Here is a 13,529-nt window from a genome sequence, read left to right on the forward strand (position 1 = left end):
ACTTTGTTAGATTTCGGAAAGAATTTGACAAAGGAATTCCCTTACCGCGCTGTCACGCGGTGATAAACAGGGCTATTTATCATAAGCTGGCGGGGCTGTCACCCCTCCGGCTTTTTTAGTTGGAAATGATGTTAGCCATGATGTTAGATTTTTGTGTGTGACTCGGTTTGATTGTGGTTGATAACAGGTTCATTTTTCACTTTTTTTGTTTGAGTAAAATAGTTTTGCCATTGATCCCGAAGTCCAGGTTGAGTGCCTGGCTGATCATCTCCATTGTGTGTTGTAAAGACTGGTCAGTAAAATCTGCCGTGATTAGATTTGTGTTGATCACTGCGTCCTGCAGTTGTATGTTTATCTCAAATTTATTTTCTATCCGTTGTAAAACCTGTTGCATGGTGGCATCGTTGAATGCCATGTTATATTCTGTGCCTTTTGTGATATCGCTGATGGGCGGCGTTCCTTCTTCCTCTTTCCGTATAGCCGTTCCTGTTGTGGCGTATATTGCCTGTTGTTCCGGGTACAACACTACGGGGGCCGATTGCGGCGCGCTGAGTGCAATTTTTCCCGTGAGCAGGGTTACCTGTGTTTCCTTGCCTGTTTCCCGGATATTGAAGCTGGTACCCAGCACCGTGGTGGTGAGTGTGCCGCACTTTACCAGGAACGGATGCCGCGGGTCTTTTGCTATTTCAAAGAGGGCCTCGCCCTGCAGTGTTACTTCGCGGTTACCGGCGCCAAAACCTGCCGGGTAAATTAATTTACTGTTGCCTTTGAGCCAAACGATAGAGCCATCGGACAGGATATGTTTTTTAGTTTTGCCGGGGGTGCTTTGCAGCGACACCAGGCGATGCGGCGCTACTATGTTTAACATTTCCTTTCTGAATATAGCGCCGGCGATTATGATACAGGCCACGCATGCAGCGGCTTTCCAGTAGCGGAAGAGCGGTGTTATTATACCACGTTGCCGGTGTTGATTGATGCGTTTTACCAGGTGATGGTATCCTGCTATTCTGGCTGCTTCTTTTTCTGCTTCGGGCATCGCTTCAAATGCGTGTTCGTCGCCTGTTGCATCCAGCCACTGCTCCAGTTGTTGCGCTTCCGCAGCTTCCAGCGTGCCATTTAGATATTTCTCGATTAAATTTTTAAGATCCTGGTTGTTCATCAGTTTTTCACACTTGTATTTAATCAGGCAGTTAATAGTGTCACCTATAGATAAGTACACTGTGAAAAGCGTAACACCTACGTCTTTTAAAAAAAATTAAAAAATAAAAAGACCGGGTAGGCCATATTACTGTTGCAGGGCTGTATTCAGTACCAGGATAATGAGGCACAGGTGATGCCCCAGCACCATTCTAAGTTGCCGGAGGGCTTTGGTGAGATGGTTTTCCACTGTTTTATGGGAGATGTTCAATGTGTTGGCGATGTCGGTAACAGAAAGATGTTGATGGCGGCTCATCCTGAATACCTGCTGGCATTTTTCCGGAAGCCGTGATACTTCTTTCTCCATGGTATTTTTCAGATCGGTAGCCGCGATATTTTCCTCGTTGGAATTATCGGATCGCTGTTCAGGTAATTGTGCAAACTGGTGAATATAGGTTTTGCGGATACGGTCTGATTTGAGATAGTTGAGTAGCTGGTACTTTACCGCAGTAAATAAATACGCGGAGAGCGAGTGTGTAAGTTGCAGTTCTTCATGTTTTTTCCAGAGGGAGAAAAATACTTCCTGGATAATTTCTTCTGCTACTTCTTTACTTTTCAGCCTGTTGTAAACGTATCCGTATAAACGGGGCCAGTATTCGTTGTAGATGGCCTCATATGCACCCATATCGCCTTCTTTCAGTAAGGCTAATATGTGAGATTCATCTGATTGATTATATTTTTTAATAATATTCAATATTTTCTTTTATTCAGATGTTATAAACATAAACAAACGAAAAAAATACCAATTATCATAATAATAGGATGATAATTTATGTTGGAACACTTAAATAAATTGATTTTTTATAGGTAACGTGTTAAGTAACATGATAAAATGGCCTGGAATAAAAAAGAAAAGGCCGCCTTGTTACGGGACGACCTTTCCTGCCTGTGAGTGGTTGGTTAAATATTATCTTCTCTTCCTGTAAAGCAGTAGTGTGGTAGCAAAAATCAGGAGTGATACGGGTATTACGCCAAAGAAAAATATCCGCATGGTCAGGATCCCCTGATCATCGCTGTCGATCACATCTTTTGATCTGATGGCGCCGGTATTTACGGGAAAATCGCCGTAGGTAAACCAGCGGAATAATTCTGTGATCAGCGACTGGTTCCATACGGAAGGTTTGCGCCGCGCCAGCTCGCCGGTGCTCATAAAATCGGCATCGCCGGTAACAATGATGCGCTGGGTTTTGCCCGCCACTTCTCTTTCAGCGGCAATGGCCAGTGCGTGGTTATTTTTTGCCAGCAGCAATGGTACCGTGCGGAAACCCTGCTGTTGTGCATATTGAAGATTCACAGCGCCCGGCATGGATACTACCGCACTATCACCTTTGAATGCAGCGAGCTTTGGTGAGATTTTCCCGGCATCGTCTGAAAAACGGGCGAGGATAAAGTCGGGTGCATAGTCCCTGCTTTCTTCCTGTACCGGTACTTCACCGGGTTGTATGCCCAGTTGTTGCAGTAAGGGTTGCAGTATTTCCTGTGATCCTGGTTCTGTGATCACGAACAGGTTTCTGCCGCTGGCAATATATTGGTCCAGTTTTGCCTGTGCTGCCGCCGGGAGGGCTGTTTTCGGATCAGCAATTACCAGCACCGAAGTGGCGGCAGGAATTTCTTCACTGGTAAGATTTACGGTATCTACATTAAATCCCTGGTTAATCAACGCCCCCCTGAAGGTGAGTTCATTTACAAACATCCTGAATGCGGCATCACCCGCTTTTGTAATGCTTCTTTCGCCGTTGCCCGCAACAAACGTAACCACGGGTATTTCAGCAGGCGTTACGATACGTTTCAGCGCGGCGGTGAATTCCTGTTCACCGGGATATATCATGATATCGTTGTAATACCGGAGAAAAGTTTTCTTATCGCCATATTGCAGGAGCCTTACCAGCCGGTTTTCTTCGGGCCCCAGATCTACCATTTTCCGGATCTGTGCAGGTGGAATTACTTTTTTGTAATCCAGGTCCTGGATATCTGCTACTTTTTTTGCGATGGCCGCATCGCTTTCTCCGGGGTAATTTTTATAGAGATTTTTGTTGTTGGCGAAGTCGTAGTAATACACATATTCCATTTGCAGGTTGGGCATAAACCGGCGGTAGGGCGTGAGTATCCTTTCGTCCGCGCTTTTCTTCTCCGGTGCGCCGAGGTAGTAATTATCGTCGAGGATATTCACATAGGTGGTAATTTTCAGCGGCTTGTCCATCGCCTTTACCAGTTCGCGGCTTTGCAGGCCGAGTGTATGGGTTTTGGTAGCGGTCATATCCACATACCCTGTAAAGGACGGACGAGAGCTGATATACCCGGTAAGGAAGCAAAGCGCTATCAGTCCGAGGTACCTTGCGGTACGTATCCACGGCGACTTTGCCTCGCGCTGGTCTTGCAACCGCATGCCTGTAATGGCCAGGAAAAAGCCGATTACAAGGAAGAAGTAAAAGGCGTCTTCTGTGCTGATCAGTCCATAAATAAATTGTTCTGTTCTGCCTGCAATAGACATAAAATAGGTGATATGCCGCACCGCATCATTACCCTGGAACAGGCCGCCGATAAAGTTGAGGCCGGCCAGCACTGCCAATGTGCTGATAGCTGCTACCACCTGGTAGGTAGTAAGCGACGACATGAACAGCCCGATAGCTGCATAGGCGCAGATCAGCAGGTACAATCCCAGTGCGCCGGAGGCCAGCAGTTTCCAGTCGATATGCTCAATAAAAAACGAACCGGAAATTCCATAGAGGCAAATGATGACCAGCAATAGTGCGCCGTATCCCATCATGGCTACATACTTTCCCAGTACGATGTCCCTTACTTTAATGGGAGACGACAATAATAATTTAATGGAACCGCTGTGTGTTTCCCGGCTGATGAGGCCCATCGTTAACAGTGGAATATAGAAGTACAGGGTACTTTTCACACCGGGGTAAAATCCTTCCTGCTGGCCGGTGAAGATCATGGAAGTAACATCGGTGAAGTGATGTCCCATACGTTGTGCGCGTCCTATCATCTGGATATAGTGAAGGAAGTCGATGCCTATTTGTACCGGGAATACAATTAAGATAAGCCAGGCTACCGGCGAATGGAACAGGAGGCTCAGCTCCTGGCGGGCTATTCTGATAATTATTTTCATTACTGTATGGCAGGTTTAGATTTTTTATTGGATAACTGTGCGAAAATGGCGTCCAGGGAGCTTTTCTCCAGTGTTATTTCTTTGAGGCGCCATTTTTTCTGCACGCTCATTTCCACGATATTTTCAGCGATATCGGTGGCGGGCTCAAATCTTACGCGGATCGTTTTTTCTGTCAGGAACTCCACGTTTTTAATGCCTTTGATGGCTCTCAGTTCCTTTTCTTCCGGTGGATTTTCGAGGGTGGTGATGAGGCTGTCCGGTTCTATATAATTGTTGAAAGATTCCATGGTGTCTTTAAACACCATTCTGCCGCCTTCTATCATAATAATATCCTGGCAGGTAGCCTGTATTTCGGAGAGAATATGTGAAGAGAAGATCACTGCGCGATCTGTGGCAATTTCTTTGATCAGCTGGCGTACTTCCAGGATCTGGTTGGGATCCAGGCCATTGGTGGGTTCATCCAGCACTACCAGCAGGGGCGTGTGAATGAGGGCCTGTGCGATACCTACCCGCTGGCGGTAGCCACCGGAGAGGTTGCCGATAAGCCTTTTACTGAAATGCGCCACACCGCATCTTTCCTTCACGGTATCTACCGCTGCTTTTATACGGCGCTTATCTATCAGGCGGAGGTGGGCGCAAAAGGTAAGGTATTCATCCACTGTTTGTTCGAGGTAGAGCGGTGCATTTTGCGGCAGGAAGCCAATCCTTTTCTTTGCTTCTTCCGGGTCAGCCCTCATATCGATGCCTTCAATGAGTACCTGGCCGCGGGTTTGACTTAACACTCCGCAAAGAATGTTCATAGTAGTGGATTTGCCGGCGCCATTGGAGCCAAGCAAACCTACAATGCCTTTCTTGTTGATTTCGAAACTGACATCTTTCACTGCCCAGTCTTTACTGTAACGGTGTGATAGTCCTTCAATTTTAACGATGTTGTCTTGCATGTGTGATTTAATTAGTCAATAGGAGGTTAATGACGCCGGCAGGTTACCGGCGTCACAAATGGAACAGGGAGGACAGGAATAATTTATGGATTCAGCGGCCAGTCCGGGTTGAATACCGTAGCATTGGGCCACAGCTGGCGCAGGTAATTATTGCTGCCGGGCAGCAACTCATACGTTTTGCCTTCTGCGGTATGCTTTATTATTTTCTGAAAACGGGTTTCTTTGTTCAGGCGTTTCAGGTCGATGACCCGCATCCCGGTGAATGCCATTTCCCTTCTTCTTTCTTCCAACACAAACCGTAATACTTTCTCACCATCATTACTGAAGTCCGCCGGCGTAAAGGCTTTATAGGCAGCGGGTGTAATCCGGTTGAGTCTTAATTTATTGATATCTGCGAGGGCAGCTGTTAAATTGTTTTCACGGGCAAAGCATTCTGCGCGGGTCAGGTACATTTCCGGTACATTGAGATAGTTGCTATAGAAATCTCCGCGGAGGAAGATCTTTACCTGGTACCTGGACATATAATTAAATGGTGGCGCGGGTGGCCAGCCATCGGCATAATATAATGTCCAGCGTTTATCGTCGTTGGTAAAGAGTGCGCTTAATTCCGGGGAGGCGCAAACATCCATGCCCAATCCGAATGGCCGCAGGAAGTGCCGTGCCACGATGGTTTCCGGGTTAAGCTGCGCGTCGGGGATGTTGGTCCAGCCGAGCGGCGCACCGGGAACATTTGGAAACGGCCCGGGGATCGTGATCTTATAATCATTCATGTTGGCCAGCTCACTTTGCAGCGACAACGCCAGGTCTGCATTTTTACGGGCATTGGCGTAATCGCCCATAAAGAGATAGGTTCTGGCCAGTAAGGCGTATCCGCCTGCTTTACCTGCCCTGAACTTTGTGAGCTTATGATTTAGCGGCAGGTCTGCGATGGCGGCGTTGGCATCACTGAGTACCTGGTCGTATACTTCTTTTACCGTGTTCCTTTTAAATTTTGCGTTGATGTCTGCAATCAGTGCAATGGGAATACCGTTCTGCGTGGCGGCGGTGGCTGCATCATAATGCTGTGCGTATACATTTACCAGTTGCAGGTGCTCCATTGCGCGGCCCAGCAAAGCTTCCGCGCGAACGCTTTTTTTGTTGGCGTCTGTACCTTCCGTTGCATCGATGATATTGTTGATGATGCTGTTGTAGTAGAAGATCCTTTTATAGCCTTCACTCCACATGAAATCGTTGGCGCCTTGTTCAAATGGAGCTGGGTTGAATGTATAAATTTTCCGGCCATGTAGCTGTTGCTTCGTGAACAGGTTGCCAGGTTCTCCTTCCGGCAGGAAGGCATCGTCTGAGAGCAGGTCCCAGAAGTAATCACCGAAGTTCACTACGGTGCCGGAGTTCAGCATATTTTCGTAATCGGCTACTGTTACCGGGATAAATTTATCCTTTGGTTTTATATCCAGGAACTTTGTGCAACCGGATAAGATCAGTATGCCGGAGATGATATAAAGATGTAATTTTTTCATGTTTCCTGGTTTTAAAAGGTGATATCTATTCCTGCCATGTAAGTGGACATTACCGGTAATGTTCTGTTTGCGTACTGGCTGGCGATTTCATAAGCTTCAGGATCAATTCCAACGGAGTTGTTGTACCAGTGGAAAGGATTTTGTACCTGCAGTGTTAATTTGGCGGAAGATAATTTTTTGACACGGGACAACGCGGACGCAAAATTATAAGAGAGGGCGATATCCCTTACTTTGATATAATCTGCCTTGAGCACATTTTGATCAGAGGCATACCAGATGAGCGTATAATAGTTGCCGCCATTACCTTTGAGATCGGGCGCCGGTAACATGCCGGGTTTATTTTCATCGCCGGGTTTGCGCCAGAAGTTCATCACCCTGCTGTCTACGTTGCTGCGGGGGAAACCATAGTCGATAACAGGCACCACATCTCTCATCACATTTCCTCCGTTGGCAATGATCATGATACTTAGTGTGAGTTGCTGATATGTGAAGGTGTTGGTAAAACCAGTCGTGTATTTCGGTCTTAATGTGCCGCTGTATACAAGGCCGTTTACATCCGTCATGTTGGCCACAATGGTGCCGGACTGGTCATAATTCTTTACCACTTTTCCGGCGGCATCGTATACCATCATGGAACCGTTGGCGGGATCAAGACCTGCCGATCTGAAACTGAAAACGGCATCCATCGGGTAGCCAATGCGATTTACACCGTAGCCACCGGTAAGGCCGTATACATTTTCATCCCTGGTATTTATTTCTGTCATCTTGTTTTTGTTGAAACTCAGTGCCAGGGTGCTGCTCCAGGTGAAATGTTTCTTGTTTATATTGAGGGTGTTGAGTGCCAGCTCAATACCTTTATTATTTAAGCTGCCGTAGTTAATCAATGCGCTGGGAAATGCGTTGGTGGGATCGATGGCCTTTTCTCCCAGCAGGTCGGTGGTTTTACGGATGTAGTAATCTATTGATCCTGACACCCGGTTATTTAATACGGCGAAGTCGACACCGATATTGGTAGTAGCTGTTTTTTCCCATCTTAATGATTTATTTGGCGGATAGATGATATCCGTTGCGGTGGCATTGGCTTCAGAAAAGAAGGTAGATCTTGCCTGGAGGTAGGGTCCTACCGTTCTGGCCACGTTTCCGCCGAGGCCGTAAGTAGAGCGGATGCTCAGGCTGTTTAACCAGCTGATATCTTTCATGAAATCTTCTTCAGACATTCTCCAGCTGGCGCCGACAGACCAGAGCGGCAGGTAGCGGTAGCGGGGGTCGGTACCAAAGAGGTTGGAGTTATCTACCCGTACGCTTCCGGTAACGTTATACTTCCCGTTATACGTATAGCCGGCATTACCATAGGCCGAGATGTACCTGTCTTCTCCATAATAAAAGTTATTATTTTCGTTATACTTCATGGAGAAGGTGCTGCCCAGGGATTCTGTTCCTTTCAGGTTACCGAGGGCAATTTCATTTACCGGCAGGTATTGCAGGTTATTATCGTTATAGCCCATTTTAAACACGGAGGTCGACGTTTGTGATACTGCCCTGCGTTCCACACCGGCTAAAGCCGACACGTGATGTTTTGTGCTGATATTTTTGTCGAAGTTCAGTTGCGCGCGGGCGGTATAGGATTTTGAATTGCCACGTGTTTCGTATAGTTGTCCGCCGTCAGGTACATTCTTCACCAACTCCCCGTCGATGACCTGCGCTGCGTCGTTGATCATATTTTTGGTGTAGTAGGAGTTGGGAGAATAATATGATTTATTGTAGCTGCTGCCGCGTTCTGTCTGGTATTTCAGATCCAGTGTAAGGCCGCTGATAATTTTAACGGTGAATCCGCCCTGCAGCCTGAAGTAATTTGACCAATAGGAAAGATCTGATTTATACAGTTCATCCAGCGGATTAAATGTTTCATCATACAGCCCGAGGTTTTTCAGGCGGTCTATTTCATAGGGTGACTTTAATTTAGTGAACGGGGCGGAGCTGCCATCGGGATTTTTCAGTACTTCATAAGGCATATTCCGGTAAAAGGATTCGGGGTTTTCGCGGAGATACTTCCCGTTGCGGATATTGGTATTGGCGCCTACTTCTGCGTCCAGCCATTTAAACACTTTCACTTTATCTTTCATGCCCACGTTAATATCTTCATTGCCGGTACGGAAACCGTAGTCCCTGTTACCTGTATAATTCATCATGATATTATACTGGTGGATTTCGTTTCCGCCGCTGGCGGAGAAGCTGTGGCGTTGTTTGACACGGTTACGCATGAACAGGTTTTCCAGCTGACTTTGCCCGTTAGCGTTCCTTAAATTATTGAGGGTATTGTCGAGATCAGTTTTGCTGATGAGATTTTGCTCATAATTATAAAGTGCTTCCATTGCTTTTGGCTGGCCTGCACGTTTGATGACATCGTTATAACCTGGATGCCAGCTATTGAACAGTTCCTGTTGCAGATCCACCATCTGGGAGGAATTGAGCAGGTGCATGTAACCTGCGTTGGGGATGCCTGTTATAAACGCGGTGCTGTTGAAGTTGACCGTGAGTTTCCTGTTGCTGCCATACCTGGTGGTAATGGAGATCACACCGTTGGCTGCCCGGGTTCCGTAGATGGAAGCGGCGGCGGCATCTTTCATTACTGTTACGTTCACTACATCAGCGGGGTTGATATAGTTAAGGTCTCCTTCGAAGGGAAAACCGTCCACCACATATAGCGGGTTCTGGTTGCCGTATAAGGTTGAAAGTCCGCGGATATTAACGGCGCCATTCTGCATAAAGAGGCCGGGCACGGTGCCTTCCAGGCGGTCCATAATATTGGTTTCCATCCTGGCGCCGAGCGTTTTTTCTGTAATCACGCTGAATGATCCGGTGGCGCGTTCTTTTGGAATTGATTGATAGCCGGTGTTGGCCGTAACATTTAATGCTGATAAGGTAGCCGAGATGACAGACAAAACAATGTTACCGATATTCCCGGTTCGCAGCATACCGGGAGTTACTGTCACCTCTTTGGTTTTATATCCTATAAAGCTGATGCGAAGTACATCCCCGGCAGATACCGGCAAGGTGAAGTTGCCTTCTGAGTTGGTAATAGCGGGTTGACTGGCGCCAGGTACCTGCACCGTAGCCCCGATGAGGGGAATGCCGGTGCTGTCGGTAACATGCCCTGTTACCGGTGATTCTTTCTCCGGTGTGGCGTTATTCGCGGCAGCAGGAGGCTTGCTGTACAGCATGATGGTGTTGCCTGCTATTTTATAGTTGAATGGCTGGTCCTTCATCACCAGTTCCAGGAAGCTGATCAGGGGCATATTCTGCACTGATACTGATACGGCGCCGGCCTGTTTCAGCAGTTCAGATTTACCCCACACCACGAAACCCGTTTGCTTTTTAATGGCGGCAAAAAGTTTTTCCATTGGGACGGCCCGTCCGGAAAAAGTGACAGATTGCGAAAATGTGTTGGCTGATACATGTAAGCAAATGGTAAGAAGGAGAACACTGGTAAATCTCATAATCCGGAGCATTTTGGTTGGGAGCCGGCACGGCAAGTCCCAACGGCTCCAATAAGCAGTTTTTTGCATAGATTTGCAACGTTTGGTTGTTAAAAATGGAGGTCTCGAAACCTGATTTAAGTCAGCCAGCAACTTTCCGGAAGTGTTGGTCGCACTTCCGGTTTTTTTTGCCGGTCAAATTGTACTAGTTGATATTCATTACTGGCATAGTGTTTCAGTTTTACGGTATCCGGGATAAATAATATACGTTAAGGCATTACGATCAGCCGGCGGCCCTCTTCCAGCCGGAAATGCACATCCGACCGTTCCAGCCCCGTGAGCACATCAGAGAGTTGCAGGCTTCTGCTCATCTCACCGAAAAAGTGAACATCGGGCACATTTCCTTCATACACTACTTCCAGGTTGTACCAGCGTTCCAGCTGGCGCATCATTTCCCGCAGGCCTACTCCTTCAAGATTAAACAGGCCGTTTTTCCATGCGATGGCCTTTTCCACATTTGCGTTCCGCGTTACTTTTATGCCGGCATCGCCTGCCTGTAGCTGATCTCCTGGTTTCAATACCACACTGTTGCCGGTTTGATTGGCAAGGGATATACTGACCGCTCCTTCTATCAATGTAGTATAGCTATTCTTTTCATTCGTATATGCATTTACGTTAAAACCGGTACCGAGTACCAGGATGTCCATTTTCCGGAGCACGTTCACCCTGAAGGGTTGTGCTGCGTTGCCGGCGACTTCAAAATAGGCTTCCCCGGAGAGTTCCACTCTCCTTTCCTTTCCATTGAAGGTTACAGGAAACTGCAGGGAGCTGGCGGCATTGAGCCATACTTTGGTGCCATCCGGCAGTACCACCTGGAATTGCCGTCCTTTGGGTGTGGTGATGGTATTGTATTCCATTTTGCCTGCACCTGCAGCTTCCTGCGTGTATTGGAGACCGTTATTTTTTAGGACTACGGTAGTTCCGTTCTGATGGGTGATGATACCGTTTCCCATACTGTCGAGCACCATCTGTGAGCCATCCGCCAGCGTAAGGATGGCACCATTTTTCCCGGGAGCTATGTCCGGCAGTGTGTTTCCGGCGATAACGGCAACCGGTTGCCGGCGATGATAGTGGCTGATAAACCAGGCAGCGGCCCCAAACAGTAACACTACAGCGGCCGCCCATCCCCATTTGTGGAGGAAATGTACACGGTGAAGCGGTTTGGTAACCGGGTCGTTTGATAGTTTATCCGATGATAGGATCTGGTCAGCCACCTGCATCCAGTGTTGCCGGTTGTAGGCCGGCAAGGCGGTTGAATGATGTTCCTGCAGCCAGCCTTCCACGTCGTCGATGGAAGCGCCGGCTTCGTCCCGGTCAACCCAACCGGTTAGTTCGTCCAATTCTTCCTCTGTGGCAGTGTGTGTTGCCAGACGATCGAGTAAATATGCCAGTCGGTGGTGGTGTTCCATTTATGAAGGTGATACAGGTAAATGAAAGTGATGTATGTCCCCTTATCTATACCAGACAATTGAGCGGGGAATTGGTACCGAAAAAAAGTGAAGTTTTTTTCAGAGGGACTGTTTATTCAGATGAGTATATCTATCAATATGGCCAGGAGCAGCGGGTAGCCGGCCTTTTGCAGGGAGGAGCGGATATTTTTCAATGCCATTACCAGCAGGTTTTTCACCGTGCTGATGGCAAGATCCATATGTTGTGCGATTTCACTGCTGGAGAGTCCCTGCTCACGGCTAAGGCGGTAGATTTGTTGCTGCTTCTCCGGTAATTGCTGCACGGCCTTGTTCACCAGGCCCAGCAACTGCCGGAATTCAATCAGGTCTGCCACCGGCAAGTCCTTACCTGCGCTGTCTTTTTCATAACCAACGGTATGCATCACTTTATCGCGGATGGTTTGGCGACGGACATAGTTCACGGCCAGGAAAAAACAGATTTTTTTAATCCAGGCGCCTGGTTGTGCCACTTCCGCGAGTTGGTCGCGGGCTACCCATATTTTAAGAAAAGTATCCTGTACCAGGTCGTCTGCCACTGTCACTGATCCGGTAATACGTGCTGCCATCGCCTGCAGGCGTGGTGCATAAATTTCAAAAAGACTCCTGAACGCAGATTCGTCGCCGGCCGCTATCCGCTTATAAAGGTCAGGAGCATCAATAGAATGGCCCTCGCTCATTGACAACCTTGCTTGCGTGAAATAAGAAATGTGACGGCAAGGTAGAATAATAATATAAAATTCCATAGCACTCGGGGAAATGTGCTGATGGAGGCATTTTATTAACGGGAAAGCATGTAAGCTACCAGCGCCATGGCAGTGATACCTGCTACGTCATTCCAACGGAAAGGGGCTGTCTGGCGATTGTTGTTTAAATGATGGTGAGATGGATACGCCTCGTATATAAAGCTCCTGCAGTTGCTGCTATCCTTTACAGCGGGCAGGTACTGCTGCCATTGCCACTGTTTATTGTTAATAGTATGGCCAAAGGAATTGGTTTTCGGGGCCGGCAGCAGCAATATTTCTTTTTTGCCGCTGATAGCGCTGCTGTCCTGCGCAGGTGCAGTGAAAGTAACGCCTACGGCCAAACCGGCGGTGAGCATGATTGCCTGGAAATAACTTTTCAATTGATCTGGTAGTAGCATGGTAATAGTCCTCCTATATTCAGGACGCATGGAATTCACCGTTCCCCTATGCGCGGGGTATTTTTTTCTTTTATAATAAAAAGCCTTTGTACTGCAGGTAGTACAAAGGCTTTGTTTTTTTTATAGAGATGAATTACGCCTGGCTGTTTTGCACCGGGAAAAGCGTGCGCAGCGCGGGAATACGTAAAAAGAGGCTTACCCATACCAGGATACCGAACACCACCGGGAAATAATAGGGTTCGTTGATCCTGGACATGATGGCTACAGCGCCGCCGAGGTAAGCGGTGACCAGTATCGCGCCCAGTATAGCCGTACGGGGAATGGCATACAAAATAGTAGCAATGAGCAATATAATGCCGATACCCTGTACCTGTTCTGCCGGCCAGCCCAGCTTTACGCTGCCTTCCATGGAAGTGATGTTCTTAATTACTTTCATGATGGCGTCTACCAGGAGAAAGAGTACACAAAGAACGGTGATTACCCAACCGGTAACATTAGCCGCTTTAGAAGGAGCTTTCTTATTCAGATAAATTGTTTGCGCTTCCATATAAGTTGTTTTTTTGTTTTTGTTTGATTTGATTGACAATACAAACTTACCCGCATTTGTGCGCATTCCTGCTGGGGAAATACG

10 protein-coding genes are annotated in these 13,529 nt (G+C 47.5%); all 10 read right to left on the bottom strand.

The features are described 5' to 3' along the window. Positions 1–196: 196 nt before the first annotated feature. The gene (locus tag AB6805_RS28070) at positions 197–1,159 is read right to left on the bottom strand and encodes a FecR family protein (RefSeq protein WP_370912747.1); all 963 of its coding nucleotides are present in this window, start codon (positions 1,157–1,159) and stop codon (positions 197–199) included. A gap of 126 nt (positions 1,160–1,285) precedes the next feature. Beyond that, a complete protein-coding gene (locus tag AB6805_RS28075; protein ID WP_370912748.1) occupies positions 1,286–1,891 on the bottom strand; it encodes an RNA polymerase sigma-70 factor in 606 nt (201 codons plus the stop codon). A gap of 213 nt (positions 1,892–2,104) precedes the next feature. Then, positions 2,105–4,315, bottom strand: coding sequence for a Gldg family protein (locus AB6805_RS28080; protein WP_370912749.1), 2,211 nt, complete (start codon positions 4,313–4,315; stop codon positions 2,105–2,107). Next, entirely contained in the window at positions 4,315–5,256 is a 942-nt protein-coding gene (locus tag AB6805_RS28085) for an ABC transporter ATP-binding protein (RefSeq protein ID WP_370912750.1), read from the bottom strand. The genes AB6805_RS28080 and AB6805_RS28085 overlap by 1 nt, the downstream gene beginning before the upstream one ends. Positions 5,257–5,339: 83 nt before the next feature. Beyond that, complete coding sequence (locus AB6805_RS28090) at positions 5,340–6,773, bottom strand: RagB/SusD family nutrient uptake outer membrane protein (protein ID WP_370912751.1); 1,434 nt, start codon at positions 6,771–6,773, stop codon at positions 5,340–5,342. Between the two features lie 11 nt (positions 6,774–6,784). Then, positions 6,785–10,174, bottom strand: a complete 3,390-nt coding sequence (locus AB6805_RS28095; RefSeq protein ID WP_370912752.1) for a SusC/RagA family TonB-linked outer membrane protein — start codon at positions 10,172–10,174, stop codon at positions 6,785–6,787. Between the two features lie 344 nt (positions 10,175–10,518). Continuing rightward, positions 10,519–11,718: a FecR family protein gene (locus tag AB6805_RS28100; RefSeq protein ID WP_370912753.1), complete on the bottom strand. Its 1,200-nt coding sequence runs from the start codon at positions 11,716–11,718 to the stop codon at positions 10,519–10,521. Between the two features lie 116 nt (positions 11,719–11,834). Continuing rightward, a complete protein-coding gene (locus tag AB6805_RS28105) occupies positions 11,835–12,434 on the bottom strand; it encodes an RNA polymerase sigma factor (protein ID WP_370912754.1) in 600 nt (199 codons plus the stop codon). A gap of 101 nt (positions 12,435–12,535) precedes the next feature. Further along, complete coding sequence (locus AB6805_RS28110; protein ID WP_370912755.1) at positions 12,536–12,898, bottom strand: hypothetical protein; 363 nt, start codon at positions 12,896–12,898, stop codon at positions 12,536–12,538. 133 nt (positions 12,899–13,031) lie between these two features. Then, positions 13,032–13,445, bottom strand: a complete 414-nt coding sequence (locus AB6805_RS28115; protein ID WP_370912756.1) for a DoxX family protein — start codon at positions 13,443–13,445, stop codon at positions 13,032–13,034. Positions 13,446–13,529: the final 84 nt, after the last annotated feature.

The organism is Chitinophaga sp. RCC_12 (assembly GCF_041360695.1).
In the GTDB taxonomy this organism is placed as follows: domain Bacteria; phylum Bacteroidota; class Bacteroidia; order Chitinophagales; family Chitinophagaceae; genus Chitinophaga.